Raw genomic sequence first — 19,756 nt, 5'->3', positions numbered from 1 at the left:
TGGCGGATCTCCAGCGCCAGGGGCTGATCCGCCGGATCGGCCTGAGCAACGCCACGCCGGGTCAGGTCGCCGAGGGGCGGCGGATCACCGACATCGTCTGCGTGCAGAACCAGTACAACCTCGCGCACCGGGGCGACGACGCGTTCATCGACGCGCTGGCCGCCGCCGGCACCGCCTACGTACCGTTCTTCCCGCTGGGCGGGTTCAGCCCGCTGCAATCGGACACCCTGTCGGAGGTCGCGGCTGGTCTCGGCGCGACGCCGATGCAGGTGGCGCTCGCGTGGCTGCTGCGCCGATCGCCCAACATCCTGCTGATCCCGGGGACATCCTCGCTCGGCCACCTTCGCGAAAACCTTGCGGCGGCCGAACTCCGGCTGCCGGACGACGCGATGGCGGCGTTGGATCGGATCGGGGCGGCCTGAACACCGCTGCGACCGGCGCCGTCCCCGCCCACCGGGGCTCCGGGCTGCACAGGTTTGTCGTCGCGACCGGCTCATCCGATCGCCCGGATGGTCGCGGGTCCCCTCTCCCGTGCGGGAGAGGGGCAGGGTGCGGGATGCGCGGCGGCCTGGGAGAGCTCGACGTGACCGCGCGTCGGGGCTGGCCTCGCTCCTGCTGGTTCTCGGCCCTCACCCCAACCCTACTCCCGCACGGGAGAGGGGGCGGGTTGCGCTTCGTCAGCAGCCGCAGGCCGGAAACGCCCCTTGCCTATAGCTGAAGGGGGCAGGAGAGTACGCGGCGCGAGCCCGGAGAAACCCTACTTGCCCGTCAGGCCGGCCAGCATCGGGCAGCCGCCCTCGCCCATCGGCCGGAACGCCTGCTCGGCGGGAATCGTCTCCAGCACCTTGTAGAGGTCCCACTCGCCCTTCGATTCGGCGGGCGTCTTGGCCTCGAACAGGTACATCGGGTGGATCTTGCGCCCGTCCGGCCGGATCGTGCCCTGGCCGAACAGTGGGTCGTCGGTGGGCAGCTCCTTCATCTTGGCCACCACCGCGGCGCCGTCCTTGGCGGAGTGGAGCGCGGCCACCGCCTTCAGGTAGTGCAGCGTGCTGGCATAGACGCCCGCCTGGTACGAGGTCGGCTTCTTGCCGGGCATCCGCGTCCCGAAGCGCTCCGCGAAGGCCCGGGTGCCAGCGTTGAGGTCCCAATAGAACGAGGCGGTGAAGTCGAGGCCCTGCGCCACCTCCAGGCCCAGCGAGTGGATGTCGGTGATGGCGATCAGCAGGGCCGCGAGTTTCTGCCCGCCCTGCCGGATGCCGAATTCGTGCGCCTGCTTGATGGCGTTGGCGGCATCCAACCCGGCATCGGCCAGCCCGATCACCTGGGCACCCGAGGCCTGAGCCTGCAGGAGGAACGAGGAGAAATCCGGGTTCGGGAAGGGCGTGCGCACGCCGCCGACGACCGTGCCGCCGTTCTTCTCCACCACCGCCTTGGTGTCGCGCTCAAGCGCCAGGCCGAAGGCGTAGTCGGCGGTGATGAAGTACCACGTCTTGCCGCCGCGCTTGAGCATCGCCTTGCCGGTACCGTTGGCGAGCGCCGCGGTGTCGTAGGTCCAGTGCACCGTGTTCGGGGTGCAGGCCGGGCCCGTGAGGTCGGCGGTGCCGCCGCCCGAGTTGATGAAGGCCTTGTTCTTCTCCTTGGTGATCTGCGCGATGGCGAGCGCCACCGAGGAGGTCGGCACGTCGAACACCGCGTCCACGCCGTCGCGGTCGTACCATTGCCGGGTGATGGAGGCGCCGACATCGGGCTTGTTCTGGTGGTCGGCGGCCACGACCTCGACCTTCAGCCCATGGGCCTCCGGCTTGAAGTCCTCGACCGCCATGCGGGCCGCCACCACCGAGCCCTCGCCGGTGGAGTCGAAGTAGACGCCGGAGCGGTCGTTCAGCACGCCGATCTTCACAGGCACGAGGTCGGCCGCGAGGGCCGCGCCGGCACCGAGCGCGCACAGGCTTCCAAGCAGCGCCGCGGCGCGGTGGCGAAGCGTCATGTCTCTCTCCCTGTCGATCTCGGAACGCGGCGCCGTTGATCGGCGCTCGCGGACTTCGGATGCAGCGTATCCGCGGGGGCTCGCGGCTGATACCGGCACGGGTGAGGAAGTGGGCGATCCGTCAGACGCCCGGGTTCTCACGCCCCCGCAGGGGCTTCGATGTACCCGGATCGGGGCTCGAAACCTCCGCGCGGCGAGACGCCCGCGGGGAGGCCGTTGTCCGTGCGTGGAGCGGCGATGCGTGACCGTTCGACCGCGGGCTGCCTGCCGGTCAGGCCCGGTGGGCCCGGGCCTCGTGCGGGGGCCGGGACTTGTCCGGGTTTGCCGGAGCCGGCACGTCGGTGCGGGTCCGCCAAAGGCTGTAGGCGACCCCCGCCGCCAGGAAGGTCAGCGTCACCACCAGCGAGACCCACGGCGGCACCGTGATGAGCCCGAACGTGTCGGCCACCACGATCTTGGCGCCGATGAAGATCAGGATGAGGGCGAGCGCCGTCTTGAGATAGGCGAAGCGGTCCACCATCGCGGCGAGGGCGAAGTAGAGGGCGCGCAGGCCCAGGATCGCGAAGATGTTGGAGGTGTAGACCACGAAGGTATCGGTGGTGATGGCGAAGATCGCCGGCACGCTGTCGACCGCGAAGATCACGTCGGCCCCGTTGACCAGCACCAGGGCGAGGGCCAGCGGCGTGAACCACAGGGCAACCTTGCCGGTCTTCGGATCGGTCTTGCGGATGGCGAAGCGCTGGCCGTGCAGGTCCGGCGTGACCCGGAAGGTCTTCTTGAACCAGCGCACCACGGCGCTGTTCTGGAAATCGCCCTCGTCCTCGTCCCCCGAGATCAGGATCTTCAGGCCGGCATAGATCAGGAAGGCGGCAAACAGCGACAGGACCCAATGCACCTGATGCACCAGGGCGGCGCCGAGTCCGATCATCAGGCCGCGCAGCAGCACCGCCGCCAGGATGCCCCAGAGCAGGACCCGGTGCTGGGCGGCCCGCGGAATCCCCAGAGCGGTGAGGATCATCGCGATGACGAAGACGTTGTCCATCGACAGCGACTTCTCGACCACGAGGCCGGTGACGTATTCCTCGCCGGCCTGGGGCCCGAGATACCACCAGATCCAGCCGCCGAAGGCGAGGCCGAGGCTGAGATAGAAGCCGGTGAGCAGGAGGCTCTCCCGGACGCCGATCTCGTGCTCCTTGTCCCGGTGCAGGAGGCCGAGGTCGAAGGCGAGCAGGCACGCGATCAGGACGTGGAAGCCGAGCCACATCCACAACGGCTTGCCGAGCCATTCGACGGTGAGAACGTCCATCATGCGGGGACCTGATGCTGATTCCGAATGGAAAGCATCGGCTCCGACATCACGGGCGCTGGGAAGCGCCCGCCAGAGGGGCCCGCAGCCGATGGGGCCGAGGTAAGCGGTGATCCGGGCGAATCAAGGGCAAGGCGCCTCAGCCGCGGGCATGCCGGCGCCGGTACTCCGCGGGCGTCGTGCCGGTTCGCCGCTGGAAGGCCCGCCGGAAGGTGTCGGCATCTTGGAACCCGCAGGCCCCCGCGACCTGCTTCAGGGCGACCACCCCCGTCTCGAGGCCGCGACGGCCGGCCTCGATCCGCACGGTCTCGACATAGGCGGCCGGGGTCAGGCCGATCTCGACCCGGAAGAGGCGCGCGAAGAGGCGCGCGCTCATCCCCGCCCGCTCTTCCCCGCCCGCTCATCCCCGCCCGCTCGGCAAGATGGTCGACGCTGTGATCCTCCGCCGGGTGGGCGGCGACCCAGCGCTGGACCTCCTGGAGGGCTGAGCGGCCGGACGGGGCGCTGACCCCGCGGCGGCTGAACTGCATCTGGCCGCCGCCGCGCTTGAAGAACATCACGAGCTGGGCCGCCACGCGGCGGGCGATCGCGGGCCCCTCGTCCTCCTCCACGAGCGCCAGAGCGAGGTCGAGCCCCGCCGTGACGCCGGCCGCGGTCCTGAGGGTCCCGTCGAACAGGCAGATCGCGTCAGGTTCGACCCGCGCCGCGGGGTAGCGCGCGGCCAGATTATCCGCGACGGCCCAATGCGTCGTCACCCGGCGGCCTTCCAGGAGGCCGGCCTGTCCGAGCAGGAACGCTCCGCTGCAGACAGAGCCGTAGCGCCGGCAGCGGGCCGCCGTTCGGCTGAGCCACGCGAGGAGATCGGGCCCGACCGCCGCCTCGTGGATCCGCGGGGCGCCGGCGACGAGGAGCGTGTCGAAGGCGACATCCGCAGGGGCGATCAGGTCCGGCAGCAGGCGACGGCCCGACAAGGTCGTGATCGGTCCGGCTTCCGTCCCGATCAGGGCGAGATCGTAGACCGTGCAGCCGCTCAGCGCGTTCGCCTCGGAGAAGACATCGAGCGGCCCGGCCACATCGAGAAGTTGGACATCGGGCAGGGCGAGCAGGGCGATCGATCGGGGCGCCATGGGACCTCCGTGGCCGACGCTGTCAGCACGTTGGCAGAAATCATCGCTTCACGACGATTGTTGCCAATCTCGCGGCCTCGTCCGCGACTTCCTCACGTCCCACGGGGTGCCGGAGGCGGACGTCTATACGGTGTGGACCGCCATCGCGCTGCACACCACGCCCGGCATCCCGGTTCACATGCATCCGGTGGTCGCGCTGGTGACGGCCGGCGTCGAGATGGACGTGCTGGGCCTGACCTATGGACAGTATTCCGACGCCGAGCGTGAGGCGGTCGTCTCGGCTTATCCCCGCACGCCGGACTTCAAGGAGGACATCGTCCTGGCCTTCTACGATGGCCTCCGGCTCAAGCCGGACACCACCTTCGGCAACGTGAAAGCCGACGTGATCGCCGACAAGGAGCCGGGCTTCCGCAGGGGGAACTTCTGCAGCGTGATCCGGGCTTCACGCTGGCCTGGCGGCACGCATGAGCCGGGCTGCGGCTGCGGGCTGCACGCTTGAGGTGCATCCGCTTTTGGGTCTCAGGCCGACGTTTCGGGGGCGCCACTCATCTTGGGCGTTCCCTGGCCACCGAGCGGTCGCTCCTCCATCAGCGCCAGGAACGCGAAGGCCGCCAGCAGCCCGAGGCAGGCGGCCCCGAACACGAACCGGAACGTCAGGGCGAGCTGCGCCGGGTCGGCGCCGCGGATCAGGCTCTCGACATCGTGCTTCCCGGCCCCACCCGCGACGCCGCCCAGAACGATCGTGCCGAAGGCCGCCACGATCAGCGCGCCGCCCAGCGACCGGAAGAAGTTCATGGAGGCCGTGGCGATGCCGAGCTGGTGGCGCGCCACCGCGTTCTGGATCGCGATGGTCGAGAGCGGCAGGATCGTCCCGATCCCCATGGAGAGCAGCGCGAACAGCACCTCCATCAGCCAGAACGGCAGCGCGTGGCCCCACCACGCGATGACGGCGCAGCAGGCGATGCTGACGCTCATCATGATGAGCGGCACGCGCTTGTAGTGCCGGAAATAGATCATCGACCGGCCCGATAGCGTTGCGCCCGTCACGGTGCCGACCATCAGCGGCACGAGCGCCACGCCGGACTCGCTCGCCGAGAGGCCGATCACCCCCTCGAGGAAGATCGGCACGTAGATGGTCAGCCCGATGAAGGTGCCCATGGCGAAGCAGGCGGCGAGCGTCGCGCTGTAGACCACTTGGTTGCGCAGCACCTCGATGGGGATCAGCGGCTCGGGCGCGGTGGCGAGGCGCGCCGCGAAGCCGCCGCCGAGCACGAGGGCCAGGGCGAGGAGGCCCAGAACCGGGGCCGAGCCCCAGGGATAGCGCACGCCGCCCCAGCTCAGGGCGAGCAGCAGGGTGATCGACCCTGAGACCATCAGGGCGGCCCCGGGCCAGTCGAGCCGGTGGCGACGGTCGTGGCGCGGCAGGCGCTTCAGGTTGGCGTTGGTCAGCAGGAAGGCGAGGACGCCGATCGGCAGGTTGATCCAGAAGATCAGCGACCAGTGCAGGTGCTGGGCGAAGAAGCCGCCGAGCAGCGGCCCAGCCACCGAGGCCGCCACGAACACGCCTGCGATCACCACCTGATAGCGCGCCCGCTCCTTGGGCGACATGATATCGGCCAGGATCGTCTGCGACAGCGCGATCAGCCCGCCCCCGCCGATCCCCTGGAGGCCCCGGGCCAATGCGAGGCCCACCATCGTGGGGGCGAGGGCGCAGGCGAGAGACCCGATCACGAAGGTCGTGATGGCGATCAGCAGCATGATCCGCCGCCCGTGGATGTCGGACAGCTTGCCGTAGAGCGGCGTCACCGCGGTGGAGGCCAGGAGATAGGCGGTGACGATCCAGGGGAGGTTGGCGGCATCACCCAGAGCCAGCCCGATGGTCGGCATGGCGGTCGCCACGATGGTCTGGTCGAGAGCCGCGAGCAGCATCGCGGTCATGAGGCCGTAGACGATCGCGCGGATCTCAGCCTGGCCGAGCTGGGCCTGTGGGGCGGGGATGCCCGGGGTCCCGGTGATGGCGGCGGGGCTGGCCACGTGTCTGAGCCTCTGAGCTTCGGGATGTTCGCGGCCGAGCCTGGCGCGTCGAACGCGGCAGCTTCGGGGACGGAGGAGAATTTTTTTCTGCGGGTCCGGGTTCCGTCGGAGGGGAGCCGCTTGCGCGGCGAGTCCCGTGCTGGGTCCCGGATCGGGTTCCGCTGCGCTGCCCCTGCCCGCGACGGGGCGGTGCAGCAGGAGCGCTGCCCTTTCCCGGGCCCATGCGGCGAAGGGGGAATGCGATCCGGACCCCAGCGCGAAACTCGCCGCGAAGCGGCTCGGCCCCAGCCTGCCCGCCGTGACCCCACCCTTGACAGGACCGGCCCGCCTGCCGCTCTCCCGGCAGATGCCGCAGGACAGGGACGAGATCGCCATCGTGGGCGGCGGGCCGGCCGGGCTCGCCGCGGCCGAGGTGCTGGGCGAGGCCGGCCGCGCCGTCACGGTCTACGAGCGGATGCCCTCGGTCGCCCGCAAGCTGCTGATCGCCGGGCGCGGCGGCCTCAACATCACCCACAGCGAGGCGCGTTCGGACTTCCTCGCCCGTTACCACCCACCGGGCTATCTCGATGCCGCCGTCGCGGCCTTCCCGCCCGAGGCCCTGCGGGACTGGTGCGCGGACCTCGGCGAGCCGACCTTCGTCGGATCGAGCGGGCGCGTCTTCCCGCGGAGCTTCAAGGCCTCGCCCCTGCTGCGGGGATGGCTCGCACGGCTTGACCGTCTCGGCGTCCGGATCCGGACCCAGCACCGGCTCACGGCCCTGGGCGCGGTGCTGAGGTTCGAGACTCCGGACGGATCCCGCGAGGTCAGGCCCCGGGCGACCCTGCTGGCGCTCGGCGGGGCGAGCTGGCCGCGGCTCGGCTCGGACGGGCGCTGGGTGCCGCTCCTCGAGGGTCTCGGCGTGGCGGTGGCGCCCCTGCGCCCGGCCAATGTCGGCTTTGCGGTGGCGTGGTCGGACCTGTTCCGGCAGCGTTTCGCCGGCGCGCCGCTGAAGCGTATCGCCCTCGCCTGCGACGGCGCCACGGTGCGGGGCGAGGCCGTGATCACGCAAGACGGCCTTGAGGGCGGGGCGGTCTACGCCCTGTCCCGTATCCTGCGCGAGGCGATTGCCGCCCGGGGCAGCGCCGAACTCGTCCTCGATCTGCGGCCCGACCTGACCCGGGACGCCCTCGCCCGCCGCCTGTCCGGCGCCCGGCCCGGCGATTCAGTCGCGACCCGGCTGCGCAAGGCGGTGGGACTCCCGCCCGTGGCGGCGGGCCTCCTGCGCGAGGCGGCCGGCGCCGCTCTCCCGGCCGATCCCGGGGCGCTCGCCGGGCTGATCAAGGCCGCGCCGCTGACCCTCATCGCCCCGGCGCCGATCGAGCGGGCGATCTCGACGGCGGGCGGGGTCCGGCTCGACGCCCTCGACGGGCGGTCGATGCTGCGCACCCATCCGGGCCTGTTCCTGGCCGGCGAGATGCTCGACTGGGAGGCCCCGACCGGTGGCTATCTGCTCCAGGGCAGCATCGCGGGCGGGCGGGCCGCCGCCGCCGGGATGCTCGACTGGCTGGCCGAGACCGTCGGCTGAGGTCGGCGACCTGCTCCGACGGCCGGGTCTTCGTTCAGGGGCCGAGCAGGGGTGGGATCCCCCCCTCGCCCCGCTTGCGGGAGAGGGGGGCTCACCTCCAACTCTGCTCGAACCGGGCCTGCGTGGACTAAGGCCGCGTGCAGAAGCCGACGATCCCCGCCGCCTCCGCCGGACAGGCGGCGCGGTCCCCGTCATAGGTCGGCGTGCCGGTCTTGAGGCAATGGGCGGTGACCAGCGTCTCCCCGGCCTCGCAGGTCACGGTGCAGCCGCCCGCACAGTCGGACTTGCGCACCGGCCTCACCCCGCGCACCCGCCCCGCCCGCCGGACCAGCCTGACCCCGCGGCCCCGGCGCGCCCTGGAGGCCTGAAGCCCCCTTCTCGCCCGGCTCGCCCTTCGGCCCGGATGCACCCTGCGGCCCGGCCGGACCCTGGGCGCCGGCCTCGCCCTTGGGACCCGTTTCGCCCTGGGGGCCGAGATCCCCCTTGGGACCCTGATCCCCCTTGGGGCCCGTTTCACCTTTGGCCCCCGGCTCACCAGGCGGCCCTGCGACACCCTGTGGTCCGGGCGGACCCGCAGGCCCCTCGGGGGCGCAGTTCGCCACCACGGCCTCGCGCTCGTCCGGCTCGGATTTCAGCGTCACCACGCAGGTCGCGGGCCGGTAGGGCAAGCGGAAGACGAACCGCCCGCGCCGGTCGGCCTGGATCGAGATGTCGTCGTCCAGCACCACGATGGCGCCGGGCTTGCGCACCGAGCCCGAGATCCGCAGGTCGCCGGCCTCGATGCGGGCGTCGTAGACCATGATGGGCTGGTTCGGGGTCTGAGGGGACCGGGCCTGCGCCCGGGCCGGACGCCCCGGGGCGGCGGGGGCCGGGCCACCCGGATCCGCCGGTTGCTGAGCGAGCGCCGCCCCCGACAGGGCGAGCAGGAGCGGGAGAGCGAGGGTCAGGCGCATGCGCGGTCCGTCTGGGCCGCGTCCGGCACGCGGCAGCCGACGTGTGGGCTCACCCTGCGATTGCGGTCAACCGTGACCGGTGAAACCGGCAGCGGGGGCCGATTCCACAGGCGTCCACATCCGTCCACAGGCCAAGCTGCTGCACGGACGCACGATTCCAAGGCCCCGCGGAAACCGTTTGATCGTGTTCCTGTTATGTTCCAATCGTCCGCCATGACCGGAGCCGACGGAGATGGGGCTGGACCCTGCGGACGAGACCGAGCCCGGACCGGCGCGCGGCGATCCCCGGGCGCGGCTGGACGCCCTGCGGGCGCAGCTCGCGCCGCCGATGGACGACCGGACCCCGCGCCCGGTCCTGCCGCTCGGCTTGGCCGAGTTGGACGCCCACCTGCCCGGCGGCGGCCTCGCCCTCGGGCCGCCGCACGAGATCGCGCCGGCCGGGTCCGCCGACATGATCGCGGCCCTCGGCTTCGCCCTCGCGCTCTGCGCCTGTCACCTGTCCCGGGTGTCCGGGGAGGCCCTGATCGCCGCCGCGCCCGGCCAGCCCCTGCCCTATGGGCACGGCGTCGCCGGCCTCGGCCTCGATCCCGGCCGCCTGCTGCTCCTCGAAGCCGGCAGCGACGGAGAGGTGTTTCGCGCCCTGGAGGCCGCCCTGCAGGCCCGCGCCCTGGCGGCCCTGATCGGGCTCGTGCGGGACGGTCTGCCGCTGAAGCCGGGCCGGCGCCTGCAGCTCGCCGCGGAGGGTGCGGACCCGCCGCTCCTGCTGCTCCTGCGGCCCGCGGAGGCCGGGATGCCCAACGGGGCCGCCACCCGCTGGCGGATCGGCGCCGCGCCGGCCTCCCGGGACCGGTTCGGCACCCTCGACCGGCCACGCTGGCGGGCGCGGCTCGAACGCTGCCGCAATGGGCGCGGCGGTGACTGGCTTCTGGAGTGGGACCATGCCGCGCATCGTCTGCATCTGCTTGAGCCACTGGCCGGTGACGCGGCTGCTTCGGGCCGGTCTCGCGCCTGAGGGCGGCCCGCTGGCGGTGGCGGCCGAGGGGCCGGGCGGCCTGCGGCTCCTGGCCCTCGATCTGGACGCCCAGGCGCTGGGCCTGCGGCCGGGCGAACCCCTCGGCCGGGTTCGGGCGCGGATCGCCGTGCCGCTCCGGGTCTATCCCGCGGACCCGGCGGCCGACCGGGACGCCCTGCTGCGCCTCTGCCGCTGGGCTTGCCGTTACGCGCCCCACGTGGCGCCGTTCGGGCCGGCCGAGGCTTCGGACGGGCTCTATATCGACGTCGCCGGGGCGAGCCACCTGTGCGGCGGTGAGGTGAGCCTCGTCGACGATCTGGCGGACCGTCTCGCGCGGGCCAACATCCCGGCGCGGGTCGCGCTGGCCGACACCCCCGGGGGCGCCTTCGCGCTGGCCCGCCACGGGAGCGCGGACCGGATCGTCGTGCCGCCGGGCGGGGCCGCCGGAGCGCTGCGGGGGCTGCCCGTGGAAGCCCTGCGGCTCGATCCCGGCACGGTCACGGGCCTGAAGCGGCTCGGCCTGCGCCGGATCGGCGCGCTCGACGCCCTCCCCCGCGGCCCCCTCGCCCGCCGCTTCGGCGCCGCGCTGCTGCTGCGCCTCGATCAGGCCCTGGCGCGCCGCCCCGAGCCGCTGGCACCCCTCACGGAGGCGGCCGACTATGCCGCCGCCCGCGGCTTCCTCGACCCGATCGGCCGGCAATCGGACATCGTCCGGACCGCCCGGGACCTGATGGCGGCGCTCGCCCCCCGGCTGGAGCGGGACGGGCTCGGCGCCTGCGCCCTGCGCCTTGCCCTGCACCGGGTCGACGGGGCCGTGCGGGCCCTCGACCTCGGCCTGTCCCGGCCCGAGCGCGATCCGGAGCGGGTCGCCGTCCTGGTTTCGCTGCGCCTCGACCGGCTGGGGCGTGCCCTCGATGCGGGCTTCGGCTTCGAGACGGTGGAACTCACGGTGACGGTGACCGGCGCCATGCCGGCCCGGCAGACGGATCTCGGCGCGGGTTCCACGGGCGACGGCGTCGGGTTCCTGGCGGACGCCCTGGCGCAGCGCCTCGGCCGGGCGCTGCTGCGGCTCGAACCGCGGGCGAGCCATCTGCCGGAGCGGGGTGAGCGGGGTGTTCTTTGGGTGGCCGGAGAGGGGCATGGATCGTCAGCCGATCAAGGCATCGGCCGGGTACGGGCGCGTCTTCCTCCCCCCTCTGCGGGGGAGGGTGGCACCCGAAGGGAGGCGGGGGAGGGGAGCGACGTTTCCGGATCTGGCGTGACCCTCATGACGGCCGGCGCTCCGTCCTGCACCGTCGCTCCCCTCTCCCCCCCTGCTGCGCAGGGTACCCTCCCCCGCGCAGGGGCGCGGGAGATGCCCGGGTCCGACAGCTCCCTCGCCTCCCCCTGGCCCGACCACCTCCCGCCCCGCCCCCTGGTGCTGTTCCCCCGGGGCGAGGCCGCTCTCGACGTGCTGTCCACCGTGCCCGAGGGGCCGCCCCGGCGCTTTCGCTGGCGGGCGCAGATCCACCGGGTCGCCCATGCCGAGGGGCCGGAGCGGATCGAATCCGAGTGGTGGCGCGAGCCCGGCGAGCCCCGCGACTATTACCGCGTCGAGTGCGAGGCCGGGCACCGGCTCTGGCTCTACCGCGACGGGCCGCACGCCCCCGGGCATCCGGCGGCGTGGTACGTCCACGGGCTGTTCGCGTGAGCAACATCGCTTACGCCGAACTCGCCGTCACCACGAACTTCTCCTTCCTGCACGGGGCCTCGCACCCGCAGGAATTCGTCGTGCAGGCGGCGTCCTACGGCGTGACGGCGATCGGCATCGCCGACCGCAACACCGTGGCCGGCGTGGTGCGGGCCCATGCGGCGGCCCGCGCGCTGGAGGGCACCGCGATCCGGATCCTGCCCGGGGTGCGCCTCGTCACCGAGGAGGGCTTCGAGGCCGTCACATACCCGATGGATCGGGACGCCTGGGGCCGCCTCTGCCGGCTGCTCACCCTCGGCAACCGCCGCGTCCGCAAGGGCGATTGCCGCTTCGCCTTCGCCGAGATGCTGGAGGCCGCCGAGGGGCAGATGTTCATCGCCATGCCGCCGACCCGGCGCCTGCCGGAGGGATTCCGGGCGCGGCTGGAGGCGCTGGCCGCCGCGGCGCCAGGCCGGACCTTCCTCGGGGCGAGCCACGCCCGCCGGGGCGATGAGCGCCGCCGTCTCGGGCTCCTCGCTGAGCTGGGCGCAGCCGCTGGCGCCCCGATGGTCGCGGTCTCGGATGCGCTCTACCACCATCCCGAGCGGCGCCCGCTCCAGGACGTGGTCACCTGCATCCGCGAAGGCTGCCGGATCGAGGAAGCCGGCTACCGCCTGGAGGCCAATGCCGAGCGCCACCTGAAGCCCGCCGCCGAGATGGCGCGTCTGTTCGCCGACCATCCGGAGGCGCTCGCCCGCACCATCGAGATCGCCGAGGCCTGCGACTTCAGCCTGTCGGAGCTGCACTACGAATATCCCGACGAGCCGGTGCCCCCCGGCCGCACGCCGCAGGCCTACCTGGAGGAGCTCACCTGGGAGCGGGCGCGCTGGCGCTATGCCGGGGATATTCCGCGCTCCGTCGAGGCGACGCTCCACGAGGAGCTGCGGCTCATCGCCAAGATGGACTACGCCCGCTACTTCCTGACCCTGTTCGACGTGGTCGCGTTCGCCCGCAGCAAGGGCATCCTCTGCCAGGGCCGGGGCTCGGCGGCCAATTCCGCCGTGTGCTTCTGTCTGGGCATCACCGCGGTCGACCCGTCGAAGCACCGGCTGCTCTTCGCCCGGTTCATCTCGGAGAACCGGGGCGAGCCCCCCGACATCGACGTCGATTTCGAGCATGAGCGCCGGGAGGAGGTGATCCAGTACCTCTATGCCCGCTACGGGCGGGAGCGCGCCGCCCTCTGCGCCACGGTGATCCACTACCGCCCGCGCATGGCGATCCGCGAGGTCGGCAAGGTCCTGGGGCTGACCGAGGACGTGACGGCGGCCATCGCCGACACGGTCTGGGGCTCCTGGGGCACCGGCATGCCGGACCCGCATGTCCGCGAGGCCGGGCTCGACCCCGCCAACCCGGCGATCCGGCAGGCGCTCGACCTCGCCCATCAGCTGATCGGCTTCCCCCGCCACCTGTCGCAGCATGTCGGCGGCTTCGTGCTGACCCGGGGCCGCCTCGACGAGACCGTGCCGGTGGGCAACGGCGCCATGGCGGACCGCACCTTCATCGAGTGGGACAAGGACGACATCGACGCGATCGGCCTGATGAAGGTCGACGTGCTGGCGCTCGGCATGCTGACCTGCCTCAAGCGCGGCCTCGATTTTCTGGAGCGGGATCACGGCACCTTCTACGCGACGCTCGCCGACCTGCCCCAGGAGGATCCCGGGACCTACGCCATGCTGGCCAAGGCCGATTCCGTCGGCGTCTTCCAGGTCGAGAGCCGGGCGCAGATGTCGATGCTGCCGCGCCTGAAGCCCAAGGAGTTCTACGACCTCGTGGTGCAGGTGGCGATCGTGCGCCCCGGACCGATCCAGGGCGACATGGTCCATCCCTACCTGCGGCGGCGGTCCGGGATCGACCCGGTGGAATACCCCGCCCCGCATCCGGACCACGGCCCGGCGGACGAGTTGAAGGAGGTCCTGCAGAAGACCTACGGCGTGCCCCTGTTCCAGGAGCACGCCATGCAGATCGCCATCACGGCGGCGGGCTTCAGCCCGGCCGAAGCCGACGGGTTGCGCCGGGCGATGGCGACCTTCCGCCATGTCGGCTCGATCGGGGGCTTCGCGGACAAGTTCGTGGGCGGCATGACCCGCCGGGGCTATCCGCAGGATTTCGCCGAGCGCTGCTTCGCGCAGATCCGCGGCTTCTCCACCTACGGCTTCCCGGAGAGCCACGCGGCGAGCTTCGCGCTCCTCGTCTACGCCTCGGCCTGGATGAAATGCCGGCACCCCGACGTCTTCCTGGCCGCGATCCTCAACGCCCAGCCCATGGGCTTCTACCAGCCGGCCCAGCTCGTGCGCGACGCCCGCGCCCACGGGGTCGAGGTGCGGGGTGTCTGCGTCAATGCCAGCGATTGGGATTGCACCCTGGAGCCGGCCGGGGATCCGAAGCGGCACGCCGTGCGGATCGGCCTGCGCGTCGTGCGCGGCCTGCCGGAGGCCGCGATGCGCCGGCTCGTGCGGCTGCGCGCCAACGGCTATGCCAGCATCGAGGGGCTTCAGGCGTCCCTCGCCCTGCCCCGCAACGCCCTGGAGCGGCTTGCGGAGGCCGACGCGTTCCGCTCGCTCGGCCTCGACCGGCGCGCCGCCCTGTGGATGGTTCGCACCCTGGAGGGGACGTCAGCCCGCAAGGCCGCCAAGGCCGACAGCTCCGAGCGCCGCGCCCATCTCCTCGACGCGCCCCTGCCGCTCTTCGCGTGGCACGCCGATGACGGCCTGTTCCGCCACGAGCCGGCGGCGGACCTGCCGGCCCTGGCCCAATCCGAGGTGGTGGCCGAGGATTATTCCGCCACCGGCCTGTCGCTGCAGGGGCACCCGGTCGCCTTCTTCCGGGGGCGGCTCGCCCGGATCGGCGCGATCCCGGCCCGGGCCCATTGCGATCCCGCCCTGCCCCAGGGCGCCCGGGTCACGGTGGCGGGGCTCGTGCTGATCCGCCAGCGGCCGGGCACCGCCAAGGGCGTGGTCTTCCTGACCCTGGAGGACGAGACCGGTATCGCCAACGTGATCGTCTGGAAGACGGTGTTCGAGGCCAACCGGCGCATCGCCATGCAGGCCCGGTTCCTGGCCGTGCGCGGCCGGATTCAGAGGGCGGACGGGGTGGTCCATCTCGTGGCGGAGGGGTTTCGCGATCTCACCGCATCGCTCCGCGACCTGCGCGAGGCCGGGATGAAGCTGCCGCCCGAGACGACGGATTTCGGCGTCGCTCAGGATCGGCGCGTGTATCGCAGCCGTGATTTCCATTGAGTCACGATCATAACCTCAAATTGCGGATGGTGCGGCGTTCTGTCTAGCTAAGTTCGGCATCAAAGCATGTCAGGTCCGAACTCTTGCCGTAGCTCACCCGTTAGGGTCGTGGGCTGCCGCAGCGCAGCCAGGATTCGATTGCCGGAGGTGACGAACGCCGGGCAGGAGAGAGCAGGTTCGATGGAACAGCCCGACGCTTGGCATCAGACAGACCGGCTCGACGCCGAACAGGGCAAGGGCGATCCCTTCGCCGCCGCGGTCCGCGCCACACGGATGCCGATGATCGTCACCAATCCACGGCTTCCCGACAACCCGATCGTCTTCGCCAACGACGCGTTCCTGCGCATGACCGGCTACGGCCGAGACGAGGTGATGGGCCGCAACTGCCGGCTGCTCCAGGGCAAGGAGACTGACCGCGGCGCCGTCGCGCTGATCCGCGAGGCGGTCGAGGCCAACACCGACATCGCGATCGACATCCTGAACTACCGCAAGGACGGGATGCCGTTCTGGAATGCGCTCTACCTGAGCCCGGTCGTCAACGAAGCCGGCGAGGTTCTGTTTTTCTTCGCCTCGCAGCTCGACGTGTCCGATCGGGTGGACGCGCATCTGCGGGTTCAGCAGGAGAAGGACCGGTTCGAGGCCGAGGTCGCCCACCGCACCCGCGACCTGACCGAGGCGCTCGCCACCCAGACCATGCTGGTCCACGAGGTCGATCACCGGGTCAAAAACAACCTCCAGATGATCGCGGCGCTGCTGTCCATGCAGACGCGGGCGATCACCGATCCGGCCGCCCGCACCGCCATGGAGGCGATGCTGACCCGGGTCGAGGCCCTGGGCACGGTCCATCGCCGGCTCTACCAGTCCAACAACGTCGAGCGGTTCGACGTGGCCGAGTTCGCCCGCGACCTCGCCACCGACCTCGTCCGCGGCTCCGGCGACCGGATCCGCCTGCACCTGGACCTGGAGGCGGTGGAGATCCCGGTCGCGAAGGCGCCCCCCGTGGCGCTGATGATGAACGAGCTGATCACCAACGCGCTCAAGCACGCCTTCCCGAACGACCGGCCCGGTCGGCTCTCCGTGACGGTGGCGCCGGACGCGGCCTACTTCACCATCAAGATCGCCGATGACGGCGTCGGCATGCCCGTCCAGGTGATGGAGCAGCGCTCCTTCGGGAAGCGGCTGATCGGCACGCTCTGCCGCCAGCTCAGCGCCAGCATCGCCTGGATGAACAACGATCCCGGTACGATCGTCAGCATACGCCTGCCACGCGAGATGGCCGGCGGCCTGGAGGCCTCGTGACCGAGCCGCTCAAGATTCTCGTCGTCGAGGATGAAGCCCTCATCCTGATGCAGATCGAGATGATGCTGGAAGAGGCCGGTCACTGCGTCGTGGGCACGGCCATGACCGCCCGGGAGGCCATCGCCCTCGTCCACGAGACCCGGCCCGAACTGGTTCTCATCGATCTGCGTCTCGGCGACGGCTCCTCGGGTCTCGATGTGGCGCAGGCCGTGCGCGATCTCGGCGGGATCACAGCCGCGTTCATGACCGCCGACGCCCAGGCGCTCAGCGAGGACATGGCGGGGGCCACCGCGGTGATCGCCAAGCCGTTCACCGGCACGGTGCTGGAGGAATCCCTGACCTATCTGGAGGATTGCGTGCGCCGTCCGCCGCCGGCCGAGTACGTCCCGCCGGGGATGCGCGTTGCTCCGGCCTGGCTCGCGAGTTTCGCCCAGATGCGGGCCAATCTGACCCCTCGACAGGGGCCGCGCGGAGGCTAGAGTGGCGCCATGCCGAGCTTGACCGTGCCGCGCCTCCTCGCCGCCCTCGCCTGTCTGCCGCTCCTGGCGACGGCAGCCCGAGCCGATACCTGCGACGACCTCGCCCGCCAGATCGCGGGGGCGATCGGCGGCAAGGTCGGCAAGCGCGCGGGCCCCAGCATCGACATCCGCCTCGCCGGGCCGATCAAGTTCGACGTGACCTGCCGGGCCGAGCCGATCGTGCAGGCGACCTCCGCCGAGCCCGCCCCCTCGGCGGCCTTCTTCCGCGACCTCTCTGTGGCCTCCGAGATCCTGATCGGCGAGCCGGCCTCGACCGTCGAGCCGATCATCGCCAACGCCTACCGGACCTCGCTGTCGGAGCGGCGCAAGTCGTTCATCCAGCAGAGCGGCTGGTCGGCCTCCTGCTACACCGACCCGGGCAGCACCACGATGCGCACCCTGTGCTCGGTGGGGCGCATCCCGCCGGGATAAGGTATTGACCGAGGGCGTGGCGGGCAGGATCCTTCATTCCTGTCGACTCGGCCCGGGCTGCCCATGACGACTCTCGAAACCCCGCCCGTCCACAGGACCGATCCCCATCGGGGATTCTGGGACTTCATCGAGACGCGCCCCGATGAGGAGAAGTGGGAGCTCATCCAGGGCCAGATCGTGATGCAGGCCCGGCCGAGCCTCATCCATCAGGTCATCGTCGTGAACCTTCAGCGCCTGCTGAACGAGGCTCTGGAACGGTCGAGCTCCTCGTGGATCGCCATCCACGATCCCGCCATTGATCTCAGGCCGTTCATCACGGGCCATACCTATGTCCCGGACGTCGCGGTCATCGACATGGCCACCATCGAGCCTGACCGGAACGTCGTCGACGGCTGTTATCTGGCCGCCGAGATCCTCTCGCCGAGCGACCACCGGACGCTGCCCGGCACGCGCCAGACGAAGATCGACGTCAAGCGCGCGGGCTACGAAGCCCTACCCCTGTGTGAGGCGGTACTCCTGATCGAGCAGAAGAGCCGCGCGCTGGCCCTTTCGGTACGCAGCGGGGAGACCTGGACCCGCACCCGCCTGACCGGGGACGACCATCTGGTCCTCCCCGGCTTCGGCCTCGATTGCGCCGTGGCCGACCTCTACGTCCACACACCCGTGCCGCGGGCCTGATCAGTACTCGATCACGCCGTCCAGCGCGTAGTGCTTGACGGTCTTCCGGTTGGCGATCAGCTCGTCCACCGTCGGCTCGCCCTTCAGGGCGCGGGCGATGGCGAGCTTCGTCGCCTCGTAGTTGGTCCGGTACAGGTCCTTCTGGTCGAGGTTGTCATCCTCGGCGCAGCGCTGATCGAGCCAGATCATGATGATCATGCACAGCTCGTCGAGCCCGTCCTTCGGCAGGATGCCCTCGATGATGCAGTCCACGATCGCGTCGCCCGTGGCCGCCTGGACCACGCCGCCGAGGAGCTCGGCATACTCGGCCGTGTGGATCGTGACCTTGGTGGTCATCATCGTGGCGGGGCGCACGAGCTGGTTGAGGTCGCGGACCACGAACATCCGGGTGTGGCCCTGGACCTGCCCCATCATCGACGCGAAGGCCTGGCCCACCGGCCCGCGGACGGAGCCGATCAGCACCTCCGGCATGGCGTCGGTGTACTGACCCTCGGCCGCCAGCACCGTGGCCTCGCCCGTGCGGAACCAGATCTCTTGCATGTTCGAACTCCACCTGATCGGAGCCCGCGGGAGACATCATCGCGCTGCCCGCGTCAATCGGCTCAGAGCAGGCCGACCGCGTCGAGCACGCCGACCAGCGCGAAGGCGATCGTGACGCCCGAGACCGCGTAGACGACCCACTTGTAGGCCCCGTCCACGCGCTTGCCCTCCGGCAGGGCCCGGGTGGCGAGCAGGATCAGCAGGCCGAGCGCCAGCGGCAACAGCAGGGCGTTCATCACCTCGACCGCGATGTTGAGCGCCACGAGATTCGGCACGAGCTGCACCGCCACGGCCCCCGCCACCACCACCAGCGCGAAGGCGCCGTAGAAGGCCGGGGCCTCCCGGGGCGACTGCTCCAGCGAGTGCGCTTTCCCGGTCACGTCGCCGAAACCCCAGGCCAGCGCCAGCGCCACGACGTTCAGCGCCACGAAGGCGGCCGCGATGATCCCGACGCCAAAGACCGCCTGCCCGAGCCAGGGCCCCAACGCCGGGGTGAAGGCGCCGGCGAGGTCGCCGACGGTCTCAAGCCCGTTCTTGGTCCCCTGCCCGGCCTTGCCGATCGTCGCGGCGGCCGCGATCAGGATCGCCCCCATCACGCATTGCGAGATCACGGCGCCCACGAGGGTGTCGAGTCGCGAGTTCCGCGCGTGGTCCCAACCCAGGCCTTTGTCGACGATCGCCGATTGCTGGTAGAAGATCATCCACGGCATGATCACCGCGCCGATATTGGCGGCGATCAGCACCCGGTACTGGCCATCGCCGAGCGGCATGTGGGCGAAGGACGTAACGATCTCGCCCACGTTCGGCCGCGCCGCGATGGCGAGCCCGATGAAGACCAGTTCGAACAGGCCGACCACGATCGCGACCCGCTCGACGCGCCGGTAGCTGCCGGTGAGGACCAGCCCGAGCAGCAGGAGCGCCGGCAGGCCGAGGCTCACGAGGCGCGGCACCCCGAACAGGTCGCCGATGCCGGCAATGCCGGAGAATTCCGTCACGATGGCGCCGATCCCCGCGACCACGAGGCCGCCATAGGAGATCCAGGCCCAGGCCGGCCCGTAATGCTCGCGGATGAGCTCGCCATGCCCCCGGCCGGTGGCGGTCCCGAGCCGCACCGTCAGCTCCTGGACGACGTAGAGAATCGGGATCAGCAGGATCTGCAGGAGCAGCAGCGAGTAGCCCCAGCGGGCGCCGCTCTGGGCCGCTGTGATCAGGCTGCCGACATCCGTGTCGGCCAGCATCACGACGAGGCCGGGCCCCGCGGTCTTGAGGAACGTCGCGAGGCGGGGCAGGGAAGCGCTGGGCACGGCTCGGGAACAGTCCCGGGCTCGGGCAGTTCCGGCG

Annotated in this window: 15 protein-coding genes and 2 pseudogenes; 10 read left to right on the top strand and 7 right to left on the bottom strand. The window is 71.4% G+C overall.

What is annotated here, in order from left to right:
* A partial coding sequence (locus MKK88_RS21005; RefSeq protein ID WP_244003122.1) for an aldo/keto reductase occupies positions 1-422 on the top strand: 422 nt, incomplete at its 5' end.
* Positions 423-757: 335 nt separating this feature from the next.
* Here the strand turns inward: MKK88_RS21005 and MKK88_RS21000 are convergent.
* The 3 genes and pseudogenes from MKK88_RS21000 to MKK88_RS20990 all read right to left on the bottom strand — a co-directional run bounded on the left by MKK88_RS21000 (position 758) and on the right by MKK88_RS20990 (position 4,420).
* A complete protein-coding gene (locus MKK88_RS21000; protein ID WP_244003120.1) occupies positions 758-1,987 on the bottom strand; it encodes an ABC transporter substrate-binding protein in 1,230 nt (409 codons plus the stop codon).
* A 271-nt stretch (positions 1,988-2,258) separates the two neighbouring features.
* Positions 2,259-3,296, bottom strand: a complete 1,038-nt coding sequence (locus MKK88_RS20995) for a TerC family protein (protein ID WP_244003118.1) — start codon at positions 3,294-3,296, stop codon at positions 2,259-2,261.
* Positions 3,297-3,432: 136 nt separating this feature from the next.
* A pseudogene (locus tag MKK88_RS20990) lies at positions 3,433-4,420 on the bottom strand (GlxA family transcriptional regulator).
* Positions 4,421-4,502: 82 nt separating this feature from the next.
* Here MKK88_RS20990 and MKK88_RS20985 point away from each other — a divergent pair.
* Positions 4,503-4,919: pseudogene (locus MKK88_RS20985) on the top strand (phosphohydrolase); the annotation flags it as partial.
* A gap of 20 nt (positions 4,920-4,939) precedes the next feature.
* On the opposite strand, the gene MKK88_RS20980 reads toward MKK88_RS20985, so the two are convergent.
* On the bottom strand, positions 4,940-6,454 hold the full coding sequence (locus MKK88_RS20980; protein ID WP_409566688.1) for an MDR family MFS transporter: 1,515 nt from the start codon (positions 6,452-6,454) through the stop codon (positions 4,940-4,942).
* A 346-nt stretch (positions 6,455-6,800) separates the two neighbouring features.
* On the opposite strand from MKK88_RS20980, the gene MKK88_RS20975 reads away from it, so the two are divergent.
* A complete protein-coding gene (locus MKK88_RS20975) occupies positions 6,801-8,018 on the top strand; it encodes a TIGR03862 family flavoprotein (protein ID WP_244003128.1) in 1,218 nt (405 codons plus the stop codon).
* Positions 8,019-8,209: 191 nt separating this feature from the next.
* On the opposite strand, the gene MKK88_RS20970 is transcribed toward MKK88_RS20975, so the two are convergent.
* Positions 8,210-8,971, bottom strand: a complete 762-nt coding sequence (locus MKK88_RS20970) for a collagen-like protein (protein ID WP_244003116.1) — start codon at positions 8,969-8,971, stop codon at positions 8,210-8,212.
* 232 nt (positions 8,972-9,203) lie between these two features.
* Between MKK88_RS20970 and MKK88_RS20965 the strand changes: the two genes are divergently transcribed.
* From MKK88_RS20965 to MKK88_RS20935, 7 genes are all read left to right on the top strand, one after another.
* A complete protein-coding gene (locus MKK88_RS20965) occupies positions 9,204-9,983 on the top strand; it encodes an ImuA family protein (RefSeq protein WP_244003114.1) in 780 nt (259 codons plus the stop codon).
* Entirely contained in the window at positions 9,910-11,673 is a 1,764-nt protein-coding gene (locus tag MKK88_RS20960) for a DNA polymerase Y family protein (RefSeq protein WP_244003112.1), read from the top strand. Before MKK88_RS20965 ends, MKK88_RS20960 begins: the two co-directional genes overlap by 74 nt.
* On the top strand, positions 11,670-14,948 hold the full coding sequence (locus MKK88_RS20955) for an error-prone DNA polymerase (protein ID WP_244003110.1): 3,279 nt from the start codon (positions 11,670-11,672) through the stop codon (positions 14,946-14,948). Before MKK88_RS20960 ends, MKK88_RS20955 begins: the two co-directional genes overlap by 4 nt.
* Positions 14,949-15,128: 180 nt before the next feature.
* Positions 15,129-16,247 (top strand): histidine kinase dimerization/phosphoacceptor domain -containing protein, encoded by a 1,119-nt coding sequence (locus MKK88_RS20950; protein ID WP_244003108.1) that lies wholly within the window; start codon positions 15,129-15,131, stop codon positions 16,245-16,247.
* On the top strand, positions 16,244-16,726 hold the full coding sequence (locus MKK88_RS20945; RefSeq protein ID WP_244003106.1) for a response regulator: 483 nt from the start codon (positions 16,244-16,246) through the stop codon (positions 16,724-16,726). Before MKK88_RS20950 ends, MKK88_RS20945 begins: the two co-directional genes overlap by 4 nt.
* A 9-nt stretch (positions 16,727-16,735) precedes the next feature.
* Positions 16,736-17,197: a hypothetical protein gene (locus tag MKK88_RS20940; RefSeq protein ID WP_244003104.1), complete on the top strand. Its 462-nt coding sequence runs from the start codon at positions 16,736-16,738 to the stop codon at positions 17,195-17,197.
* A 63-nt stretch (positions 17,198-17,260) separates the two neighbouring features.
* The gene (locus MKK88_RS20935; RefSeq protein WP_244003102.1) at positions 17,261-17,875 is read left to right on the top strand and encodes a Uma2 family endonuclease; all 615 of its coding nucleotides are present in this window, start codon (positions 17,261-17,263) and stop codon (positions 17,873-17,875) included.
* Here MKK88_RS20935 and fae read toward each other — a convergent pair whose 3' ends face one another.
* Together fae and MKK88_RS20925 are read right to left on the bottom strand one after the other, a co-directional pair.
* Positions 17,876-18,415: a formaldehyde-activating enzyme gene (fae, locus tag MKK88_RS20930; protein WP_020092273.1), complete on the bottom strand. Its 540-nt coding sequence runs from the start codon at positions 18,413-18,415 to the stop codon at positions 17,876-17,878.
* A 62-nt stretch (positions 18,416-18,477) separates the two neighbouring features.
* Positions 18,478-19,719, bottom strand: a complete 1,242-nt coding sequence (locus MKK88_RS20925) for an NRAMP family divalent metal transporter (RefSeq protein WP_244003100.1) — start codon at positions 19,717-19,719, stop codon at positions 18,478-18,480.
* Between the last annotated feature and the right edge of the window lie 37 nt (positions 19,720-19,756).

This window comes from Methylobacterium sp. E-005 (genome assembly GCF_022829725.1).
Taxonomy (GTDB): Bacteria; Pseudomonadota; Alphaproteobacteria; order Rhizobiales; family Beijerinckiaceae; genus Methylobacterium.
The sequence above is the reverse complement of the archived record's forward strand: the minus strand, read 5'-3'. Positions and strand labels throughout refer to the sequence as shown.

Bases quoted from the DNA above. Each gene is read 5' to 3' on its own strand.
- MKK88_RS20995 (WP_244003118.1), bottom strand. From the start codon at position 3,296: ATGATGGACGTTCTCACCGTCGAATGGCTCGGCAAGCCGTTGTGGATG.
- MKK88_RS20960 (WP_244003112.1), top strand. From the start codon at position 9,910: ATGCCGCGCATCGTCTGCATCTGCTTGAGCCACTGGCCGGTGACGCGG.
- MKK88_RS20935 (WP_244003102.1), top strand. From the start codon at position 17,261: ATGACGACTCTCGAAACCCCGCCCGTCCACAGGACCGATCCCCATCGG.
- fae (WP_020092273.1), bottom strand. From the start codon at position 18,415: ATGCAAGAGATCTGGTTCCGCACGGGCGAGGCCACGGTGCTGGCGGCC.
- MKK88_RS20965 (WP_244003114.1), top strand. From the start codon at position 9,204: ATGGGGCTGGACCCTGCGGACGAGACCGAGCCCGGACCGGCGCGCGGC.
- MKK88_RS20940 (WP_244003104.1), top strand. From the start codon at position 16,736: ATGCCGAGCTTGACCGTGCCGCGCCTCCTCGCCGCCCTCGCCTGTCTG.
- MKK88_RS20975 (WP_244003128.1), top strand. From the start codon at position 6,801: ATGCCGCAGGACAGGGACGAGATCGCCATCGTGGGCGGCGGGCCGGCC.
- MKK88_RS20970 (WP_244003116.1), bottom strand. From the start codon at position 8,971: ATGCGCCTGACCCTCGCTCTCCCGCTCCTGCTCGCCCTGTCGGGGGCG.
- MKK88_RS21000 (WP_244003120.1), bottom strand. From the start codon at position 1,987: ATGACGCTTCGCCACCGCGCCGCGGCGCTGCTTGGAAGCCTGTGCGCG.
- MKK88_RS20950 (WP_244003108.1), top strand. From the start codon at position 15,129: ATGGAACAGCCCGACGCTTGGCATCAGACAGACCGGCTCGACGCCGAA.